Consider the following 21,293-nt stretch of genomic DNA (forward strand, 5'->3'; position numbering starts at 1 on the left):
CCTTGGGGCACCGTTCGCCCACTTAACTCCCGGGCTCGGACGCCATGCCTCATATCCTGATAGTCGAAGACGAAGCGGCGATTGCCGACACCCTGATTTTCGCCTTGCAGGGCGAGGGCTTCACCACCACCTGGCTGAGCCTTGGCGCCGCTGCGCTTGAGCATCAGCGCCAGACTCCGGCCGACCTGATCATTCTCGACATTGGTCTGCCGGACATCAGCGGCTTCGAGACCTGCAAGCAATTGCGGCGTTTCAGCGAAGTGCCGGTGATTTTCCTCAGCGCCCGTGATGCCGAAATCGATCGCGTCGTGGGCCTGGAAATCGGTGCCGACGATTACGTGGTCAAGCCGTTCAGCCCACGCGAAGTGGCGGCGCGGGTCCGGGCGATCCTCAAACGCATGGCGCCGCGCGCGACCGCCGAGGTTGCATCGGCGCTGTTTCGAATCGACAGCGAACGGGTGCAGATCAGCTACCGCGGTCAGCTTTTAACCCTGACCCGCCATGAGTTTCGTCTGCTGCAATGCCTGCTGGACCAACCCGAACGCGTCTTCAGTCGCGAGCAATTGCTCGATGCGCTGGGCGTCGCCGCTGATGCCGGGTACGAGCGCAGCATCGACAGCCACATCAAGAGCGTGCGCGCCAAACTGCGCCAGGTGAAAGCCGACGCGGAACCGATCCAGACCCATCGCGGCCTCGGCTACAGCTACAGCCCGGGGCGTAGCTGATGCCTCTGGGGATCCGGATTTTTCTCGTCTATGTGCTGTTTATCGGACTGACCGGTTACTTCGTGCTGAACACCGTGATGGAAGAAATCCGTCCCGGCGTGCGCCAGTCCACCGAAGAAACGCTGGTCGACACCGCAAACCTCATGGCCGAAATCCTGCGCGACGACTTCAAGGCCGGCACCCTGAATCAGAACCGCTGGCCCGAGCTGCTCAAGGCTTATGGCGAACGGCAACCGAAGGCGAGCATCTGGGGCTTGCCGAAGAATCAGGTCAACCACCGCATCTACGTCACCGATGCCAAGGGCGTTGTGGTGCTGGACTCCAGCGGTGTGGCAGTGGGGCAGGATTACTCGCGCTGGAACGACGTTTTACTGACCCTGCGGGGTGAATATGGCGCTCGTTCCAGCCGCAGCGATCCGGCCGATCCGAACTCCTCAGTGATGCACGTCGGCGCCCCGATTCGCGACAACGGCCAGATCATCGGCGTGGTCACCGTGGCCAAACCCAACAGTTCGTTGCAGCCATACGTTGATCGCACCGAACGGCGATTGCTTGCCTGGGGTGCCGGGCTGATCGGCCTCGGTCTGCTGTTCGGCGCGTTGTTGTCGTGGTGGTTGAGCGCGGCGCTGCGACGGCTGACGGCTTACGCTCAGGCAGTCAGCGAAGGCCGGCGGGTCGAGGTTCCGCACTACCGTGGCGGCGAACTGGAACAACTGGCGACAGCGGTGGAGCAGATGCGCACGCAGCTAGAAGGCAAAGCCTACGTCGAGCGTTACGTGCACACATTGACCCACGAACTGAAAAGCCCGCTGGCGGCCATTCGCGGCGCGGCGGAGTTGCTGCAAGGCGAGATGCCGCTGGCTCAGCAACAGCGTTTTGTCAGCAACATCGACAGCGAAAGCGCGCGGATGCAGCAGTTGATCGAGCGCCTGTTGAATCTGGCACTGGTCGAGCAACGCCAAGGGCTGGAAGAGCGGGTGGCGGTGCCGCTGGCGAAGTTGGTCGATGAATTACTGAGCGCCCAGGCAGCGCGCATCGAAGGTAAGCAGTTGCGCGTGGAACAAACTATTGCAGCGGATCTGGTGCTGACCGGTGAACCGTTCCTGTTGCGTCAGGCGCTGGGCAATCTGCTGGAGAATGCGTTGGATTTCACCCCGGCTCAGGGCTTGCTGCGATTCAGTGCCGAACGCATTGGGGAGCAAATTGAGTTCAGGTTGTTCAATCAGGCTGAGGCGATTCCCGACTATGCGTTACCGCGGTTGAGCGAACGCTTCTATTCATTGCCGCGGCCGGACAGCGGGCGCAAGAGCACGGGGTTGGGGCTCAACTTCGTTGAAGAAGTGGTCAAGTTGCATGGTGGAGCGGTGAGCATCGGTAATGTCGACGACGGCGTAGAGGTCATGTTGCATCTGCCTTAGCATCAGTCTCCACACACTCTCCACATTTCTCCCATAAATTACCCACACACCCATCCCAGACTCGCCCCATCCAAACAGGGAGAGTCCCATGAACCGCAGCCTGACCATAAAACTCGGGGCAATTGCCCTTCTGATTCTGTTGTTGCTGATCCCGCTCCTGATGATCAACGGCGTGATCCAGGACCGTCAGCAGCTGCGCGACGGTGTCCTCGAAGACATCGCCCGCAGTTCCAGCTACAGCCAGCAACTGAGCGGGCCGCTGATGGTGGTGCCGTATCGCAAAGTGGTGCGCACCTGGAAACTCAACGAGAAAACCAACGAGCGTTACCAGGAAGTGGGTGAAGAGCGCGGCCGTTTGTATTTCCTCCCGGAACGCTTCGAACTCGACGGCCAGGTCCAGACCGAACTGCGTTCCCGGGGCATTTATGAGGCGCGTCTGTTTCATGCGGACAACCGCATCAGCGGGCACTTTTCGGTCCCGGCTCAATTGGGTATCAAGGAGGATTTCGCCGATTACCAGTTCGACCAGCCGTTTTTGGCGGTCGGGATCAGCGACATTCGCGGCATCGAAAATGCCCTGAAACTCGAACTCAATGGCCAGAAACTCGACTTTGTTCCCGGTAGCCAAGTGGGCTGGTTGGGGGAGGGTGTGCATGTAACCCTGCCGGCGCTCGATGTGAAGCAAGCCACGGAACTGGCCTTTGGTTTCGACCTGCGTCTGCAAGGCACTGGCCAGTTGCAGATTCTTCCGGTGGGCAAGACCAGCAAAGTATCGCTGGCCGCCAATTGGCCGCATCCGAGTTTCATCGGCAACTACCTGCCGGCCCAGCGTGAAATCAGCGATCAGGGTTTCACCGCCAATTGGCAGACCTCGTTTTTCTCCACCAACCTGCAAGAAGCCTTGAGCAGCTGTGTGTCCGGCGGCGGTTGCGAAGCCTATACCGGCCGCAGTTTCGGCGTGAGCTTCATCGACCCGGTGGATCAGTACCTGAAGAGCGATCGGGCCATCAAATATGCGTTGCTGTTTATCGTCCTGACCTTCGCCGGTTTCTTCCTCTTCGAAGTGCTGAAAAGCCTGGCGGTACACCCGGTGCAATACGCGCTGGTGGGCGTGGCCCTGGCGTTTTTCTACCTGCTGTTGCTGTCGCTGTCCGAGCACATCGGCTTTGCCCTGGCGTACCTGTTGTCGGCGGGCAGCTGTGTGTTGTTGATCGGTTTTTATGTCTGCCATGTGCTGCGCAGCGTGCGTCACGGCTTGAGTTTTTCGGCGGGATTGGCGGCGTTGTATGGCTTGCTCTATGGCTTGCTGAGTGCCGAGGATTACGCGTTGTTGATGGGTTCGCTGCTGTTGTTCGGGTTGTTGGGCGTGTTTATGGTGCTGACCCGCAAGCTGGACTGGTATGGGATTGGGCAGAAGTCGGCCAAGCCGTTGGTGTTTGATATGGGAGCGGTGGAATGAGCCGGTCGTTGGGGTTGCGCGAGGATCAGCGGGAGGGCGAGGTGTTGGCGACGCTGATATTCGGGTTGTTTCCGTTAGATCCGGTGTGGTGCCATCGCGAGCAGGCTCGCTCCCACAAGGGATCTCCAGTGAACACAAAATTCGTGCACACAACCGATCAAATGTGGGAGCGAGCCTGCTCGCGAAGAGGCCCGGGCAACCAGTGAAAATCTAAACCTTGGGCATCGTCGCCAGCATCGAAGCCCGCTGACTCACCTCAAAGTACCAGTTCGCCAGCTTCGGATTCGTCGTGCGCCATTCCAGATCCGGATGGCGCAAATCCAGGTAACCCAACGCACAGGCAACACTGATCGCCGCGACATCGAAATGGCTGGTCAGCTCGGCAATCGCGTCCACTTCCAGCAATGCCAGGCCGCGACGAATCTTCTCGCGCTGGCCATCGAGCCACTCGTCCCAGTGTTTTTCCGGGGCACGCAGGGCGACTTCATAACGAATCAGCACCGCAGCGTCCATGATCCCGTCGGCGAGGGAGGCCAGGGTCAGGCGCCGCCAACGGGCCGAGCCGTTACGCGGGATCAGCGGGTTGCCGACGTGCTGGTGGTCGAGGTAATCGAGGATCACCCGGCTGTCATGGATGACGTTGCCATCGGCCAGGCGCAAGGCCGGGATTTTACCCAGCGGATTGTCTTCGTTGAGTATCAGGTCCGGGCTGACCGGCGTGAGCACGCAGTCTTGCAGCGCCACGCGGTCTTGTTGACCGGTTTCGTGCAGCAGCACCATGACTTTGCGAACGAAGGGCGACAACGGGTTGTGGAACAGGGTCATGCTGGGGGCGGACATGGCAGCGTCTCGGTGTGGGACAGTGCTGGGCAGCATAGCGCGTTGGTCCGAGAGCTCAAGATTAACCCATGTGGGAGCGAGCAAGCCCGCTCCCACAGGGTTTTAGTGGCGTTGCAGCAGGCCGCGCAGGGCGAGGATTGCGGGAATGCCCAGGCCAAGCCAGCTCAGGGCGTCCCACACGCCATCCCCCAGCAACGCGGCAAACAACCCCGCGGCGCTGAGCAGGGCGATTACCGTGGGGGTGGAGAACACCTTCCAGAAATTCGACTGCCTCGGCCTCATGCTGGACTCTCCACGCTCTTGAGCACCGGTTTCGCAGCTTTGCGCCGCACCACCCACAGGTAAACCCCGCTACCGAGGACGATGATGGTCAGTCCATCCAGCGTCGCCCAGAGGATCTTCATCGGCATGCCGCCGTAATCACCGAAGTGCAACGGTTGAGACATGCCCATGGCGTCCATGTACCAAGGGCGCTCGGCCACGGCGGTGACTTGCAGGGTACTGGCGTCGATCAGCACCGGTGTCAGCAGGTGCGAGGTCAGTTGGGTGCTGCCTTTCATGAACACCGCGTAATGGTGTTCGCTGGAGAAGCGTGTGCCGGGGAAGGCGATGAAGTCCGGCTGCATGCCCGGTGCGACCTCCTTGGCGATGTCGAGCAAACGGGTCGCGGGCGCCAGATGTGTCAGCGGCGGTGCGTCGCGATACGGCGCGACCATCGCGCTCAGACTGTCGTTGCGCCACGCGGCGATCAACAGGTCGGCGCAGGCGCTGATGACGCCGGTGACACCGACCACCAAGGCCCAGGTCAGCGTCACTACACCGATCAGGTTATGCAGATCGAGCCAACGCAGGCGGGTGGATTTGTCCTGGCGCACGGTGGCGAATTTCAAACGGCGCATGAACGGCAGGTACAGCACCGTCCCGGAGACAAGCGCCGCCACGAACAGAATGCCCATGAACGCCAGCAGCAACTTGCCCGGCAGACCGGCGAACATGTCCACGTGCAGGCGCAACATGATCATCATGAAGCCGCCATTGGCCGACGGCATCTCCAGCGCTTCGCCGGTACGGGCGTCGAGCATGAAGGTGTGAGACGAATTCGGTTCAGTGCCGGCGGTGGCCGCCATGATCGTAATCGCGGCGTTGGGCTCGTCTTCATCGAAGCCGAAATACTGCATGACCTCGCCGGGCCGATGCTTTTCAGCCGCTTGCACCAACTGCTGCAAATTCAGCTGTGGGGTGTCCGCCGGCATCGTCTTCAATTCAGCGGCATCGCCCAGCAAGTGGTCGATCTCGTGATGGAAGATCAATGGCAGGCCGGTCAGCGCGAGTATCAGCAGGAACACGGTGCAGATCAGGCTGGTCCAGGTGTGGACGAAGGACCAGCGGCGAATTGTTTTGCTTTTCATTTCATAGCCTTCAGAAATACCAAAGCCGTCCTCGAAGGACGGCCTGGGTATCAGGTGTGTCAGATCAAGCCGTTACCACTTGTAGCCGACGCTGGCCATTACGTTGCGGCGGTCGCCGTAATAGCAGTAAAAACCGTCGCAGGTCGAAATGTATTCTTTATCGAATACGTTGTTGGCATTGACGCTGAGACTGACACCCTTGAGCGTATTGTTCAGGCGGCCCAGGTCGTAATGGACTGCCGCGTCATAGACGGTGTAGGAACTGCTATGACCATCTGACGGGTCGCGTACGAAGCCCATACTGCCGATGGCGATGTTGTCGGTTTCGCCGATATAGCGCACGCCGAAGCCAATTCCAAAGCCATCCAGTACACCTGTATGCCACGTGTAGTCAGCCCATGCAGAAGCCTGGTTTTCCGGGGTCAGTGGTAGTGGGCGGTTTTTATCCAGAGGGTCGGTGACTTTAGTCATCTTGCTGTTGGCGTAGGTGTACGCGGCCGTCAATTTCAAGTTCTCGTTGACGTTACCGGTAGCTTCCAACTCGAACCCGCGCACATTGGCCTCACCCAGTGGGCGAGATACACCCAGGGTGTCACTCAGTACGATGTCCTTGCGGGTCAGGTCATAGGCAGCTGCGGTGAACAGGATGTCGCTGCCCGGAGGCTGGTACTTGATACCGATCTCATATTGTTTGCCAGTACCTGGACGGAAAGCCGCGCCATTGGCTCCACCGGCTTCTGCCTGGAAGGATTCGGCGTAGGAGATGTAAGGAGTAAAGCCGGAGTCGAACACGTAGCTAAGCGCCGCGTTGCCGGTGAAGGCGGTGTCGTCGCGAGTGTCCTTTGCATCGTTCATGTTGTAGAAGGTCGAGTCGGTGTGCAGCCAGTCCTGACGGCCGCCCAACGTCAGGCGCCAGTTATCCAGGGCCATCTGGTCCTGGAAGTACAGACCTGTGTCATGGGTCTTCTGGTTGTAATCATTGAACGCGGTGTAGCTGACGTTGCTGAAGTCCTGGCCGTAAATCGGGTTGATGATATTGCTGGTCGGCGCGCTGCCAAACAGCCATTTGTAATGGGTGTTGACGCGCTGGTGGTCCAGCCCCAGCAACACTGTGTGCTTGATCGAACCCGTGTCGAAATCCGCCTGGAAATTGTTATCCACGGCGAACTGGCTGATGTCTTCGTTGACGACGTTGGCACCTCGGGCCACGGTACCGTCGTCACTGACCGAACCAAAAAAACCGCCTGCGGTGATGCCTTGGAAGGACAGGTCGCTTTTGGTGTAGCGCAGATTCTGACGGAACTGCCAGACATCGTTCATCCGGTGCTCAAAGGCATATCCCAAAGCGTAATAGGTCTTGTCGTAGAACTCCCACTCCGGGTCACCGAGATTCTTGTGGTACTTCACTTCGCCTGCAGGCGTTGAAAGTTTGGTGCCCTGTAAAGGAAGAAACTGGCTGGTGATGCCTGTGTCGTCACGGTTGAACTGGCTGAGGAATGTCAGCTTGGTGTCGGGATCGATGTTCCATGTCAGGCTGGGGGCGATGTTGTAACGCTTGTCGTCGTTGTGCTCGATGGTTGTGTTGCTGTCTCGCACCACGCCGCTGACACGGTAAAGAAAACGCCCTTCATCATCGATGGGGCCGGTGCTGTCGAAGCTGATCTGCTTGCGCTGATAGCTGCCGATCTGCAATTGCACTTCGTTGCTGGCAATGTCTTCAGGGCGGCGGCTGACCATGTCGATCAAACCACCAGGCGGTGTCTGGCCGTAAACCGAGGACGCAGGGCCGCGCAGCAAGGCGACACGCTCCAGATCCCAGGTTTCCATCTTCGGCATGGTATAGGTGCCCTTGGGCAGGGGCAGTCCATCGAGGAATTGGGTGGGCTCAAAGCCACGAACCTTCAACCACTCGGCGCGGCTATCGCTGCCGTAGCTGCTGGCTACGACGCCGGGCATGTAACGAACTGCGTCATCGAGGTTTTGTACGGCGCGGTCTTGCATCTGTTCACGGGTGGCAACAGAAATTGACCGAGGTGCCTCCGCCAGTGCCGTATCGGTTTTAGTCCCGGCGGCCGTACGTTTTGCGAGGTAGCCTTGCACCGGACCCCAGGCGTTCTCGGTGTTTTCCGCGCCGATCACGCTGGTCACCGGCAGGGCCATCACGCCCTCGGGCACGGCCACCAGGCTGAAGGTGCCAGTGCTGCTTTGTTCCAGTTGCAGACCGCTGCCACGCAAGGCTTCGCGCAAGGCGCCGGCTGCGTCGAACTGGCCGTTGACCGGCGCCGAGGTCTTGCCTGCCGCCAGTGACGGGTTCAACGACAGCGCTAAACCAGCCTGGCTGGCGATCTGGTTCAGGGTGCTGGCCAATGGCGCGGTCGGCAGGTTGTAGGCGCGAACACTGGACGCCTGTTCAGCGGCCATCAGCTGACTGCTGGCCAGAGGGGCACTAAGGGCAATGGCAATCGCCAGCAAACTGGGGCGCAACACGGTGTCTAGCGAACGGGACATACAGCGGCTCCTGAATGGAAATATTTCTCAATTGCCTAGGTGCCGAACGAGAATTCAAAAGTGATAGGGCTGATTGAAAATAATTTAGATTCAGTAAACAAGTCAGGGTTTCGTGGTGAGGATGTTGGCCTCTTCGCGAGCAAGCCCGCTCCCACATCTATGGTTACCCCCTGGAGGAACTCGGTCGAATGTGGGAGCGGGCTTGCTCGCGAAGGCGGCCTATCAGGCGCAACACCTCTCAGGGTTTAGCTTCAGTCTTCGCCGCCACCGTCACCCACCACGGCGTGTGCTGTTCGATCTGCACCGGCAGGGTCGGCAGCAGGGCGCTCAGGGCCAGATCGGTGTCGTGTAGCGGGAAGCTGCCGGTGATTCGCAGGTCGGCGATTTCTGGCGCAACGCCAAGATGCCCGCGGCGATAACGACCGAGTTCATGGACCAGGTCCTCCAGCCGCGAGTTATCCACCACCAGCATGCCGCGGGTCCAGGCGTCGGCACCGAGGTTGAGCGCGACGATCGGCCCCAGGCCATTGCTGCGCATCAGGACTTGCTGGCCTTCACGCAGAATCTGCTCTTCAGGACTCGACTCGGGATGGGCCGCCACCGCCGATTTCAGCACGCTCAGGCGCGTACCTTCTTCTTCACGCTTGACCAGGAACCGCGTGCCCAGTGCACGCATGCTGCCTTCGCGGGTTTCGACGATAAACGGCCGAGCGTCGCCATGGCCGGTTTCGACGAGGATTTCCCCTTCCTGGAGGATGATCAGCCGTTGTTTTTCATCAAAACGCACATCCACGGCACTGTGGGTGTTGAGGTTGATCAGCGTGCCGTCGGTCAGGCGCAGGGTGCGTTGCTCACCGGTGGCGGTGCGCTGGTCGGCCAGCCAATAGTCGATCGGCAGATAACGATCACCGGCGAACAACGCCAACCCGATCACCGCGACGATGCTGGCCACGCCGCTGCCGAGTTTGCGCACGCGCCGGCGAATGCTTTCGCGCGATTGCAGTAAAGCAGTGCGAGCCGGGCCGCTGGCGACACTGAAGCGCTGGTCGAGCATGCCCAGTTGGCGCCAGGCCCGCGCATGTTCTTCGTGGGCGGCGTGCCATTTGGCGAACTCTTCGCGCTCCACCGGGTTGCCGGAGTCCAGGGACAATTGCCAGGCAATCGCGGCATCCAGCACCTGCGCCGAGACGGGTTTGGAGCTGACCGGACTCATACCGGCTCACCGTACAACGCGATGTAGCACTGACGAATGCCTTGGGCCAGATACTGACGCACCCGCGGTACTGACACACCCAGGCGCTCGGCGATTTCGGCGTGGCCGAGGCCGTCGAGACGGTTATAGAGAAACGCTGCGCGGGCTTTGCTTGAGAGCTTGCCGAGCAGGCGGTCGATGGCTTTGAGGTCTTCGAGGATCAGCTGCTGTTCCTCCACCGACGGTTGTTCACCGGCGGGGATCAGCATCAGTTCGGTGAGATAGGCCTGTTCCAGCGCGGCGCGGCGGAAATAGTCGAACAGCAGACCCTTGGCAATCGCCACCAGAAACGCGCGCGGTTCGCGCGGCTCCTTCAGTTCTTCACGACCCAGCAAACGCACGAAAGTGTCCTGACTCAGGTCTTCGGCCCGTTGCGGACAGGCCACATTGCGTCGCAGCCAGGCCAATAGCCAACCGCGATGGTCGCGATACAGCGCACCAACGAGCTCACTTTGAGGGCTTTGGACTGACGACACGCAGCATCACCGACTGGGAAGTATTAACTAACGAGAATTGTTCGCGATTGTGGCAGAGGCGGGGGAGGTAAGCAATTGGCGCTGGTCGGGTGGCCGCCAACGTCGGTGTATTGGCGCAAAACCCCTGTAGGAGCTGCCGAAGGCTGCGATCTTTTGACTTTGGATTTTAAGATCTAAAGATCGCAGCCTTCGGCAGCTCCTACAAAGGATTGTGGTGTCTTTTAGAAAGAAGGCGCTCGCTGTCTGCGCTTCCACTGATTCATCCGCTGCTGCAAATTCAACGGGCTATGAATCTGCATCTGCCGTGCCCGGCTGAACAAAATCAACGCCAGTTCAGCGGTGGCCAACGCATCGGCACTGGCATTGTGGCGCTCGAACACTTCCAGTTTGAACCAGTCGATCCACTGATCCAGCCCGGCATCGCGAATGTGCGCCTGAGGGCAAAGCAGCGGCGCGATATCAGCCACATCCAGAAATGGATGCTGCAACTTGTAACCCAGATGATTTTTCAGCGCGCGCCCGAGCATGTGCTGATCGAACGGTGCATGAAACGCCAGCACCGGGCTGTCGCCAACAAACTCCATGAATTCGACCAGCGCCTGCGCCGGATCACTGCCCGCGGCAATCGCACTCGGCCCCAGGCCATGGATCAACACGCTGGGAGCCAATTTCATGTCGGTGCATTGCAACGTGCGTTCGAACTGCTGGCTGAAATCGATCGCGCCGTCCTCGATCACTACCGCGCCGATGGACAACACTCGATCCTTGTTCAGGTTCAGCCCGGTGGTTTCCAGGTCGAGCACCACCCAGCGCTGTTCGCGCAGGCTGCATTCGCCCAGCTCTGCGGCCGAAGGCAAGCGTTGCAGACGTTGTTGAAGTTCGCAGGGAAGGCTGGGACCTGCCGGGCGCAGCCATGAAAACAGGCTCATAGCTGATACCGCAGGGCCAGGCTGCTTTGCAGGCGTTGTGCCTGGCGCAGGGATTCACGCAGGATCCGTCGATCCAGATGATTGAGGCTGTCCGGATCGACCCGGTTGGAGTAGGGCAAGTTCTCCCGGGTCTGTAGCTGATGTTGCTGCATGCGGGCTTGCTGGATGAAGTGATAGGCCTCTTCGTACGCCGCACCGTCCAGCCGTTCGATGACTTCTTTGTCCACCAGTTGGCGGAAGCGCTCCAGCGTGTTGTTCGCCTCGATCCCATGGGCCAAGGCGAGCAGTCGGGCACCGTCGACAAACGGCGTCAGCCCCTGGACTTTTAAGTCCAGAGTGGCTTTCTCGCCATTTTTGCGAGCCAGTACGAACTCACGGAAACGTCCTACGGGCGGACGGTTACGCAGGGCGTTCTCGGCCATCATCCGTTGGAACAGTCGGTTGTCATTCACTTGATCGAGAATGCCCTGGCGCAGCTGCTCGCAGCCTTGCTCGTCGCCCCAGACCACCCGCAAGTCGAAATAAATGCTCGAACCCAGCAGGTTCTCCGGCGTTGCCTCGCGGATAAACGCCGCAAAACGTCGCGACCATTCGGCCCGGGACAGACACAGCTCCGGGTTGCCGGCCATGATATTGCCCTTGCACAGGGTGAAACCGCAGAGCGCCAGGCTCTGGTTGATCTGCTGGGCAATGGGCAGCAACTTGCCGCGAATCTCGGCGGCGTGGGCTGCGTCCCGGGCTTCGAACAGAATGCCGTTGTCCTGATCGGTGTGCAGCGTCTGTTCGCGACGGCCTTCGCTACCGAAGCACAGCCAGCTGAACGGAATGCCGGGGTCACCTTTCTCGGCGAGGGTCAGTTCGATCACCCGGCACACGGTGTGGTCGTTGAGCAAGGTGATGATGTGCGTGATCTGGGTTGAAGAGGCACCGTGGGCCAGCATGCGTTCCACCAGTTGGCCGATCTCGCCGCGCATCGCGACCAGATTTTCCACCTTCTGGGCGCTGCGGATAGTCCGCGCCAGGTGCACCAGGTCGACCCGTTGCAGGGAAAACAGGTCACGTTCCGAGACCACGCCGCACAGGCGATGATCCTTGACCAGGCAGACGTGGGCGATGTGCCGTTCGGTCATGGCAATCGCCGCATCGAAGGCGCTGTGATCCGGCGACAGGAAAAACGGCGCCTGGGTCATGTGGCGCTCGATGGCTTCGTTGAAATCGTTAGTGCCGTCGGCCACCACATGGCGCAGGTCGCGCAGGGTGAAAATCCCCAGCGGCGCTTTATGTTCGTCGACCACCACAATGCTGCCGACCTGCTGCCCGTGCATCAGGGTCACGGCTTCACGCAGCGGCGTGGTCGGGCTGCAGGTCACCGGGTGGCGCATGGCCAATTCACCCAGGCGGGTATTGAGCGAGTACTGGGTGCCGAGGGTTTCCACGGCTTTTTGCTGGACTTGCTGGTTGACCTGATCCAGCAGGCTGCTCACGCCGCGTAGGGCAAAGTCGCGAAACGCGTTGGAAAGTGCGAACAGTTTGATGAACGCCAGCTTGTTCAGCTGTAGGCAAAAGGTGTCTTCGGAGGCCAGATGCTCAGTACGCGTCGCGCGCTCACCCAGCAGCGCGGCGAGGGGGAAACACTCGCCGGTGGTGATTTCGAAGGTGGTTTCGGTGCCGCCCTTGGCCGTATGGGGGCGTTCACCCACGACCCGGCCTTGCTTGACGATGTAGAAATGCTCAACCGGGCCGTCGGCGGGCTTGAGGATGCTCTCGCCGGGCGCATAAAAACGCAGCTGACACTGCTCGACCAGGTACGCCAGGTGGGCCTGTTCCATTTGATTGAAGGGCGGGAAGCGCTGAAGGAATTGCAACGTGCCCTGGATGTTCTGCAACACCGCGGTTTTCCCGGCCTGTGTGAAGGCGTCCTCTTTACTCATAACCATTACCGCAGTCTTTTTTGAATTGTTGTTGTCGGATGACTGAGCCATGGTCGGCCCCTGCGCGCGGGGTGCCCATTGGACGTAAGTCTAGGTAGGCAGTAAGGGTGTCGATATTTGGGAAATGTCCGACGCAAGAGTGGGAAAAACCTCCTACATTGGCTATAGGAAACTTTTCCGACGAAGTGCACATTGAAGGTGTGCTTAGCGATGTCTGACGGATGTGCTAGGGAATAGAAATGAAAACGTAGAGTAAGCCATGTCCGACCACGATATTTTGAGTGACGCGGAGCGCAAGGCGCTGAGTGACGTCATGCTGGAACCTGACCTGCCGCCGCAGCGGGTGCTGATCGTCGACGACGATAAAGATGCGCGCGAGTTGCTGTCGGAGATTCTGGCGCTGGACGGGGTGCGCTGCATGACTGCCGCCAGTGGCGAAACCGCACTCAAGATGTTGGAGACGATGCCCTCGATTGGCCTGGTGATCACCGATCTGCGGATGGGCAATGTCGATGGTCTGGACCTGATCCGCCAGGTCCGTGAATCCGTTCGGGCAGCAATGCCGTTCATCATCGTTTCCGGTGACGCCGACGTGAAAGATGCGATCGCTGCGATGCACTTGAGCGTGGTCGACTTCCTGCTCAAGCCTATCGATACCGGCAAGCTGTTGGAGCTGGTCAAACATGAGTTGGGAATGGATGTGTAGGAACCGATTTGAAACAAAAAAGCCCTGATCTTTCGATCAGGGCTTTTTTTTGTCCGGCGTCAGCGCTTAGTTACAGGCCATTGGCAGCCTTGAACTCGCGGCGACGACGGTGCAGGACCGGCTCGGTGTAGCCGTTCGGCTGCTTCGTGCCTTCGACCACCAGTTCGATGGCCGCCTGGAAGGCGATGTTGCTGTCGAAGTTCGGCGCCAATGGACGGTACAGCGGGTCATTGGCGTTTTGACGGTCAACCACGGGCGCCATGCGCTTGAGGCTTTCCATGACCTGATCTTCGGTGACGATGCCGTGACGCAACCAGTTGGCGATGTGCTGGCTGGAAATACGCAGCGTTGCACGGTCTTCCATCAGGCCGACGTCATTGATGTCCGGCACTTTCGAGCAACCGACGCCTTGGTCGATCCAGCGCACCACATAACCGAGAATGCCCTGGGCGTTGTTGTCCAGTTCGTTCTTGATCTGTTCTGCAGTCCACTGCGGGTTCACCGCCAATGGGATGGTCAGGATGTCGTCCACCGAAGCGCGAGCACGTTTGGCCAGTTCGGCCTGACGGGCAAACACATCGACCTTGTGGTAGTGCAGCGCATGCAGCGCAGCAGCGGTCGGCGATGGAACCCAGGCAGTGTTGGCGCCGGCCATCGGGTGAGCGATTTTCTGTTCGAGCATCGCTGCCATCAGGTCCGGCATGGCCCACATGCCTTTACCGATCTGGGCGCGACCTTGCAGGCCGGTGCTCAAACCGATATCGACGTTCCAGTTCTCATAGGCGCCGATCCACTTCTCAGCCTTCATATCCGCCTTGCGCACCATCGGGCCGGCTTCCATGGAGGTGTGGATTTCATCGCCGGTACGGTCGAGGAAACCGGTGTTGATGAACACTACACGCTCGCTGGCAGCCTTGATGCAGGCCTTGAGGTTGACCGTGGTACGGCGTTCCTCGTCCATGATCCCGACTTTCAGCGTGTTGCGCGGCAGACCGAGTACTTCTTCGATGCGACCGAACAGCTCGTTGGAGAACGCCGCTTCTTCCGGACCGTGCATCTTCGGCTTCACGATGTAGACCGAGCCAGTGCGGCTGTTCTTACGTGAGTTGTTACCGTTGAGGCTGTGGATCGCCGCGAGGCTGGTGACCAGACCGTCGAGGATGCCTTCCGGCACTTCGTTGCCATCCTTATCGAGGATCGCGTCGATGGTCATCAGGTGACCGACGTTGCGCACGAACAACAGCGAACGACCATGCAGGCTCAGTTCTTTACCATCGACGCCGGTATAAGTGCGATCGGCGTTCATGGTGCGGGTAAAGGTCTGACCACCCTTGGAGACTTCTTCCGACAGATCGCCCTTCATCAGGCCGAGCCAGTTGCGGTAGATCACCACTTTGTCATCGGCATCGACGGCGGCGACGGAGTCTTCGCAGTCCATGATGGTGGTCAGCGCGGCTTCCATCAGGATGTCTTTGAGGCCGGCAGGGTCGGTCTGGCCGACCGGGGTGCTGGCATCGATCTGGATTTCGAAGTGCAGGCCGTTGTTTTTCAGCAGGATCGCGGTCGGTGCGGCTGTATCGCCGTGGAAACCGATCAGCTGTGCATCGTTGCGCAGGCCGGTATTGCTGCCGCCTTTAAGGGCCACCACCAGTTTGCCGTCAACGATCTTGTAGCCGGTGGAATCGACGTGAGTGCCGGCAGCCAATGGTGCCGCTTCGTCGAGGAAGGCACGGGCGAAGGCGATGACCTTGTCGCCGCGAACCTTGTTGTAGCCTTTGCCTTTTTCCGCGCCGTCAGCTTCGCTGATGGCATCGGTGCCGTAGAGCGCGTCATACAGCGAACCCCAACGGGCGTTCGAGGCATTGAGCGCGAAACGGGCGTTCATCACCGGAACCACAAGCTGTGGACCGGCCATGCGGGCGATTTCGTCATCGACGTTTTGCGTCGTTGCCTGGAAATCGGCCGCTTCTGGCAGCAGATAACCGATGTCTTGCAAGAAGGCTTTATAGGCCACGGCGTCGTGTGATTGACCGGCACGGGATTGGTGCCAGCCATCGATACGAGCCTGGAAATCATCGCGTTTGGCGAGTAGGGCTTTGTTCTTCGGCGCCAGGTCATGAATGACCTTATCGGCACCGGCCCAGAACTTATCGGCGGTGAGGCCGGTACCGGGAATGGCTTCGTTGTTCACGAAGTCGAACAGGACTTTGGCGACCTGCAGGCCACCGACTTGAACGTGTTCAGTCATTGCTTGCCTCACTCTGCTCAGCTATTTCGCTTTTCAGCTCTTCAATTTAACAATGAAGCCTCTGGCATTTAAACCACAAACCTTTTGACCAGTACATGCCATTGCGGGCGGCTGGGTTATGACCAATCAACGGCGTTGAGGCCTTGCTGACGGGGCTTTCAGGGTTGTGGCTGCACCTGCGGCAGACATCGATCCAGCGTTATGTAGTGCGCGCTGCGGCATACTACATGATGAATTGCGCTTGTGAAAATTAGACTAATTACGTCGTTCTGCGACGCCATGACGCATTGCAGTCACGTCGGGGAACGGGATGTTCTCAAAAAACCATTGGATTGTTCCAGTTAAATATAAAAACTTGTACACATAATCTTCATTGCCCTGCTATGGGGCTTTGGTTTTCTGACACGCCGAGCCGATTCCCGGCCCTTGCCTATACTTGCTTTTCTATAACAAAAGTCATGACAAGAGGGCTGCGCCATGGACCACCTCGTACTCACTGTTTTCGCTCCGGACAAGCCAGGGCAGGTCGAGCGCATTGCCCAATGCATCGCCGAGCACGGCGGCAACTGGCTGGAGAGCCGCATGTCGCGCATGGCCGGGCAGTTCGCCGGGATTCTTCGGGTGGGCGTGCCGGCCGAGGCCTACGATGAATTGGTCGATGCCCTACAGGCATTGTCCGCCCATGGCATTCGCGTGCTGATTGCCGAAAGCGGCATCGAGCAATCCTGCACCTGGAAACCGATAGCCATGGAATTGGTGGGCAATGACCGCCCCGGGATCGTGCGAGACATCACCCGTCTGCTGAGCGAGCAGGGCGTGAATCTGGAAAGGTTGGTCACCGAAGTACGTCCGGCGCCGATGAGCAGCGAACCTTTGTTCCACGCTGAAGCGATTCTGGCAGTGCCGCTGACGCTGTCCCTGGACGTGCTGCAATCGCGCCTGGAAACCCTGGCGGACGATTTGATGGTCGAATTGGTGCTGCGCAGTGACCCCTGAAAAGGTTATCCAAGTTATACGTGCACCTGCCTGTGGATAACCTGTAGAGACAGCCCGCCAGGCCACGTCGGCGGGGGCTCTTCAGGATCTGATCAAAAAACCAGCAGTTTCAGAGACTTGCGCACAAACGCCGGGGATCACGTTGTGGATAACCTTGGGAAGGATCGATGCAAGCCACGGGAGCCGTGGCTTGCAGAGGTTTGGGTGTTTTTTGATCAGCGGCGGCGTCGCAGACTTATCCACGCATCGACGCTGTAAACCGCCAGGCCCGCCCAGATAAAGATGAACGCTACCAATGTGCTTGACGACAAATGTTCGCCAAACAGCAGGACGGCCTGCAACAGCACCAGCGTCGGCGCCAGGTATTGGAGGAATCCCAGCGTGGTGTAGGGCAAATGCCGTGCAGCGGCGTTGAAACACACCAGCGGCACCAGCGTCACGGGACCGGCGGCCACCAGCCACCAGGCTTCGGATGTGGTCCAGAATTCGGGCTGAGCGCTGGTGGCCGTCTGATTGAATAGCAGCCAGGCAATCGCAATCGGCACCAGCATCCAGGTTTCCACCACCAGCCCAGGCAACGCCTTGACCGGTGCCTGCTTGCGGATCAGTCCGTAAAAACCGAAGGTCAGCGCCAGCACCAGGGACACCCACGGCAGACTGCCGACTTGCCAGACCTGCTGCGCGACGCCGACCGCCGCCAGGCCAACCGCCAGCCATTGCATGCGCCGCAGTCGTTCGCCAAGGATCAGCATGCCCAACAGAACGTTCACCAGCGGGTTGATGTAGTAACCGAGACTGGCTTCCAGCATGCGCCCGTTGTTCACCGACCAGACGTAGGTCAGCCAGTTGGCCGCGATCAACGTGCCGCTCAGGGCCAGGATCGCCAGGCGTTTCGGGTTATCACGCAACTCGCGCCACCAGCCCGGATGTTTCCACACCATCAGCAGCAAGGCGCCGAACAGCGCGGACCAAAGCACTCGGTGGATGATGATTTCTACGGCCGGCACCGAGGCGATGGCTTTGAAGTAGATGGGGAAAAGGCCCCAGATGATGTAGGCACTCAGGCCCAGGATGTACCCGCGACGCGGGTTGGCAGCTTGCATGCAGAATCCTTGCTTAGGCAGCTAACAAAGAGGGGATTGTAAGGAGGTTGTATAGATGTGTCGTGTCTGAAAGCAAAAGATCGCAGCCTTCGGCAGCTCCTACAGAGGAATTGCGTACACCTGTAGGAGCTGCCGAAGGCTGCGATCTTTTGCTCTTGAATTTAAAAAAGCTTCAATGGCTCTTCATTGAGCGCCGCCAGTTGTTCGCGCAACGCCAACACCTGATCGCCCCAATACCGCTCGGTACCAAACCACGGAAAACTGTGCGGGAACGCCGGGTCGTCCCAGCGGCGGGCGAGCCAGGCGCTGTAGTGCATCAGGCGCAAGGCGCGCAGCGGTTCGATCAACGCCAGTTCCCGCGGATCGAAGTCGTGGAACTCGCTGTAGCCGTCCATCAATTCCGACAACTGACCGAGACATTCCTGACGATCACCCGCCAGCATCATCCAGATGTCCTGCACTGCCGGGCCCATGCGGCAGTCGTCGAGGTCGACGATGTGGAACATCTCGTCGCGGCACATCATGTTGCCGGGATGGCAGTCGCCGTGCATGCGGATGTTCTTGTGCGGCGTGGCCTTGTAGACCTCTTCCACCCGTTTGAGCAGGTCTCGGGCCACGGACTCGTAGGCCGGCAGCAGACTTTTGGGTACGAAATTGCCTTCGAGCAATGTCGTCAGCGAGTCATGACCGAAGTTCTTCACCCCCAGCGCTTCACGGTGCTCGAACGGTTTTGTAGTGCCGACGGCGTGCAAGCGACCGAGCAGTTGCCCCAGGCGATACAGCTGATCGAGATTGCCCGGCTCCGGCGCACGGCCGCCACGGCGGGGGAACAGGGTGAAACGGAAACCGTTGTGTTCGTGCAGGCTGGCACCGTTGTGAATCATCGGCGCGACCACCGGTACGTCGCACTCGGCGAGTTCGAAGGTGAATTGGTGTTCTTCGAGAATCGCTTCATTGGTCCAGCGCTGCGGACGGTAGAACTTGGCGATCAGCGGCTCGGAGTCTTCGATACCGACCTGATAGACACGGTTCTCGTAGCTGTTGAGCGCCAGAATGCGCGCGTCGCTGAGAAAGCCGATGCTTTCGACGGCATCGAGCACGAGGTCTGGGGTGAGGGTTGCAAACGGGTGGGCCATGCTGACTCCTGCGCGCAGCAGGCTGCCGCGTCCGGCCAAGCATGGTAGCGCAGACGGGGCTTCTTTAGGGGTTGGGCTTGAGATGAGTGTTGTCTGAGCTGACGCCTTCGCGAGCAAGCCCGCTCCCACAGTGGATCTTCAGTGTGAATGCAAATTGCGGCACACCTTAGATCTAATGTGGGAGCGGGCTTGCTCGCGAAGGGGCCTTGTCAGGCGCCGACGACCCCGCCATCTTCCCGTGAAATCGCCATCACCGAAGACCGCGGCTTGCCATTAGGCAGATGCTCAGGGAACGTCGACCCACCGTTTTCCCCCGGATGCTGAATCCCGACAAACAGGGTTTTCTGGTCTGGCGAGAAGCTGATTCCCGTCACTTCGCAGCCCACTGGCCCGACCATGAAACGACGTATTTCCCCGGTGACCGGATCAGCGCAGAGCATCTGATTGTTGCCCATGCCCGCGAAGTCGCCGGCGTTGCTCGAATCACCATCGGTGAGAATCCACAACCTTCCGGCCTTGTCGAAACCCAAGCCGTCCGGGCTGTTGAACATGTTCTGCGGGGTGATGTTCGAGGAGCCGCCCTTCGGCGTACCGGCGTGAACACCCGGGTTGCCGGCGACCACAAACAGGTCCCAGGAAAAGCTCTTGGCACCGTGATCGTCACGGTCAGTGCGCCAGCGCAGAATCTGTCCGTAGACGTTCTTCTCGCGCGGGTTCGGTCCGCCCACCGGTTGGCCATCCTCGCCACGCTTGGCGTTGTTGGTCAGCGTGCAATAGACCTGACCATCCTTGGGGCTGACGACGATCCACTCCGGGCGGTCCATGCGCGTGGCCTTCACCACGCTGGCCGCGAGGCGCGCGTGAATCAACACTTCGGCCTGGTCGGCGAAACCGCTGCTGGCGTCGATGCCGTTTTTGCCGTGGGTCAGTTCGACCCATTCGCCCTGGCCTTTCGGATGATCGGCGTTGCCGTCGCCCGCGTCGAAGCGCGCCACGTACAAGGTGCCATGGTCCAGCAGGTCGCGGTTGGCCTTGGGGGTTTTGTGGTTGATCTTGTCGCGGCTGACGAATTTGTAGATGAACTCACCACGTTCATCGTCGCCCATGTACACCACCGCGTGACCGTCACTGGTTTCGGCCAGGGCGGCGTTTTCATGTTTGAAGCGGCCCAGCGCGGTGCGTTTGACCGGCGTCGATTGCGGGTCGAACGGGTCGATCTCCACGACCCAACCGTGACGGTTGAGTTCGTTGGGGTTTTTCGCCAGGTCGAAGCGCTCGTCGTGTGGGTGCCAGTTGATCTCTTTGCTGGCGGCCACCACGCCGTAGCGTTTCTGTGCAGCATCGAATTTCTGTTCGGCATTGCTGCTGCCGAAGCAATCGGTGAAGTTCTCTTCGCAGGTCAGATACGTGCCCCACGGCGTCTTGCCGTTGGCGCAGTTCTGGAAGGTGCCGAGAACGTTCTTGCCGTGCGGGTCGGCGCTGGTTTTCAGCAACGCGTGGCCGGCGGCCGGGCCGCTCAGGCTGATCGGTGCGTTGCCGTGAATGCGTCGGTTGTAGCGCGAGCCCTGGACGAAATGCCACTGGCCGTTCTTGCGCTGCACTTCGATCACCGACACGCCTTCACAGGCCAATGCCTTGCGCACGTCAGCAGCCGATTGCGGCATGCCGCCGTGGGCGTAGAGGTAGCGATAGTTGGTGTATTCGTTGTTGATCGCCATCAGCGCCCGGTTGTTGTCACCGGGAAACTCAAACAGACTCATGCCGTCGTTGTTGTCGCCGAACTGGACTTCCTGATGTTCGGCGGAGCCGTTGCCACTCGGGTCGAATGCCGGGCCGTTCTTCTGCAGGGGCTGGCCCCAACTGATCAATACCGAAGATTTGTAACCTGGCGGCAGGGTGATGGCGTCGTTGGTGGCGGCGGGAATACTGTCAAAACCCAACAGTTTGCTGGAGCCGGCGCTGACGCTGGCGGCCAGCACGCTGCGGCTCAGCAGGTTGCCACCCAGGAACATCGCTGCACCGCAAAGGGCGCCGGCGCTGATGAAGCCTCGGCGGCTGAGGCCGACCATGTTCTCGAGGTCGGTGGATTGGTTGTCTTCTAATAGGCTCACATCAGGCTCCCTGCGGGTTTTTGCAGTCACCTTAATGAGCGTTAAT

The 21,293-nt window shown here is 59.7% G+C and carries 17 protein-coding genes; 5 read left to right on the top strand and 12 right to left on the bottom strand.

Going from position 1 to position 21,293, the window contains the following annotated elements:
- The first annotated feature begins 44 nt into the window (after positions 1-44).
- The 3 genes from creB (at position 45) to creD (ending at position 3,602) form a co-directional block, all read left to right on the top strand.
- Complete coding sequence (gene creB, locus ACMXYJ_RS03870) at positions 45-725, top strand: two-component system response regulator CreB (RefSeq protein WP_008147111.1); 681 nt, start codon at positions 45-47, stop codon at positions 723-725.
- Positions 725-2,143 carry a two-component system sensor histidine kinase CreC gene (creC, locus tag ACMXYJ_RS03875; protein ID WP_415758842.1) on the top strand — a complete coding sequence of 473 codons (1,419 nt, stop codon included), beginning with the start codon at positions 725-727 and terminating at the stop codon, positions 2,141-2,143. The genes creB and creC overlap by 1 nt, the downstream gene beginning before the upstream one ends.
- 88 nt (positions 2,144-2,231) lie before the next feature.
- The gene (gene creD / locus ACMXYJ_RS03880; protein ID WP_415758843.1) at positions 2,232-3,602 is read left to right on the top strand and encodes a cell envelope integrity protein CreD; all 1,371 of its coding nucleotides are present in this window, start codon (positions 2,232-2,234) and stop codon (positions 3,600-3,602) included.
- 210 nt (positions 3,603-3,812) lie between these two features.
- On the opposite strand, the gene ACMXYJ_RS03885 is transcribed toward creD, so the two are convergent.
- The 8 genes from ACMXYJ_RS03885 to ACMXYJ_RS03920 all read right to left on the bottom strand — a co-directional run bounded on the left by ACMXYJ_RS03885 (position 3,813) and on the right by ACMXYJ_RS03920 (position 12,953).
- On the bottom strand, positions 3,813-4,442 hold the full coding sequence (locus ACMXYJ_RS03885; RefSeq protein WP_415758844.1) for a glutathione S-transferase: 630 nt from the start codon (positions 4,440-4,442) through the stop codon (positions 3,813-3,815).
- Between the two features lie 102 nt (positions 4,443-4,544).
- Positions 4,545-4,724, bottom strand: coding sequence for a hypothetical protein (locus ACMXYJ_RS03890; RefSeq protein WP_415758845.1), 180 nt, complete (start codon positions 4,722-4,724; stop codon positions 4,545-4,547).
- A complete protein-coding gene (locus tag ACMXYJ_RS03895) occupies positions 4,721-5,851 on the bottom strand; it encodes a PepSY-associated TM helix domain-containing protein (RefSeq protein ID WP_415758846.1) in 1,131 nt (376 codons plus the stop codon). The genes ACMXYJ_RS03890 and ACMXYJ_RS03895 overlap by 4 nt, the downstream gene beginning before the upstream one ends.
- 72 nt (positions 5,852-5,923) lie before the next feature.
- Positions 5,924-8,359 (bottom strand): TonB-dependent siderophore receptor, encoded by a 2,436-nt coding sequence (locus ACMXYJ_RS03900; RefSeq protein ID WP_415758847.1) that lies wholly within the window; start codon positions 8,357-8,359, stop codon positions 5,924-5,926.
- Between the two features lie 238 nt (positions 8,360-8,597).
- Complete coding sequence (locus ACMXYJ_RS03905) at positions 8,598-9,572, bottom strand: FecR domain-containing protein (RefSeq protein WP_415758848.1); 975 nt, start codon at positions 9,570-9,572, stop codon at positions 8,598-8,600.
- On the bottom strand, positions 9,569-10,087 hold the full coding sequence (locus ACMXYJ_RS03910; RefSeq protein WP_046052410.1) for an RNA polymerase sigma factor: 519 nt from the start codon (positions 10,085-10,087) through the stop codon (positions 9,569-9,571). The genes ACMXYJ_RS03905 and ACMXYJ_RS03910 overlap by 4 nt, the downstream gene beginning before the upstream one ends.
- A 221-nt stretch (positions 10,088-10,308) precedes the next feature.
- Complete coding sequence (locus tag ACMXYJ_RS03915; RefSeq protein ID WP_415758849.1) at positions 10,309-11,016, bottom strand: 3'-5' exonuclease; 708 nt, start codon at positions 11,014-11,016, stop codon at positions 10,309-10,311.
- A complete protein-coding gene (locus tag ACMXYJ_RS03920) occupies positions 11,013-12,953 on the bottom strand; it encodes a putative nucleotidyltransferase substrate binding domain-containing protein (protein ID WP_415760676.1) in 1,941 nt (646 codons plus the stop codon). Before ACMXYJ_RS03920 ends, ACMXYJ_RS03915 begins: the two co-directional genes overlap by 4 nt.
- A gap of 253 nt (positions 12,954-13,206) precedes the next feature.
- On the opposite strand from ACMXYJ_RS03920, the gene ACMXYJ_RS03925 reads away from it, so the two are divergent.
- Positions 13,207-13,653, top strand: coding sequence for a response regulator (locus ACMXYJ_RS03925; protein WP_415758850.1), 447 nt, complete (start codon positions 13,207-13,209; stop codon positions 13,651-13,653).
- 70 nt (positions 13,654-13,723) lie between these two features.
- Here ACMXYJ_RS03925 and ACMXYJ_RS03930 read toward each other — a convergent pair whose 3' ends face one another.
- A complete protein-coding gene (locus ACMXYJ_RS03930; protein WP_415758851.1) occupies positions 13,724-15,901 on the bottom strand; it encodes a malate synthase G in 2,178 nt (725 codons plus the stop codon).
- Between the two features lie 477 nt (positions 15,902-16,378).
- On the opposite strand from ACMXYJ_RS03930, the gene ACMXYJ_RS03935 reads away from it, so the two are divergent.
- The gene (locus tag ACMXYJ_RS03935; protein ID WP_064680143.1) at positions 16,379-16,897 is read left to right on the top strand and encodes a glycine cleavage system protein R; all 519 of its coding nucleotides are present in this window, start codon (positions 16,379-16,381) and stop codon (positions 16,895-16,897) included.
- 215 nt (positions 16,898-17,112) lie between these two features.
- On the opposite strand, the gene rarD is transcribed toward ACMXYJ_RS03935, so the two are convergent.
- From rarD to ACMXYJ_RS03950, 3 genes are all read right to left on the bottom strand, one after another.
- A complete protein-coding gene (gene rarD, locus ACMXYJ_RS03940) occupies positions 17,113-18,000 on the bottom strand; it encodes an EamA family transporter RarD (RefSeq protein WP_415758852.1) in 888 nt (295 codons plus the stop codon).
- Positions 18,001-18,161: 161 nt separating this feature from the next.
- Entirely contained in the window at positions 18,162-19,136 is a 975-nt protein-coding gene (locus tag ACMXYJ_RS03945; protein WP_046045338.1) for a serine/threonine protein kinase, read from the bottom strand.
- 209 nt (positions 19,137-19,345) lie between these two features.
- Positions 19,346-21,247, bottom strand: a complete 1,902-nt coding sequence (locus ACMXYJ_RS03950) for a PhoX family protein (protein WP_415758853.1) — start codon at positions 21,245-21,247, stop codon at positions 19,346-19,348.
- Positions 21,248-21,293 lie beyond the last annotated feature (46 nt).

It is taken from the genome of Pseudomonas arabinosi (assembly GCF_047758675.1).
Lineage (GTDB): Bacteria > Pseudomonadota > Gammaproteobacteria > Pseudomonadales > Pseudomonadaceae > Aquipseudomonas > Aquipseudomonas arabinosi.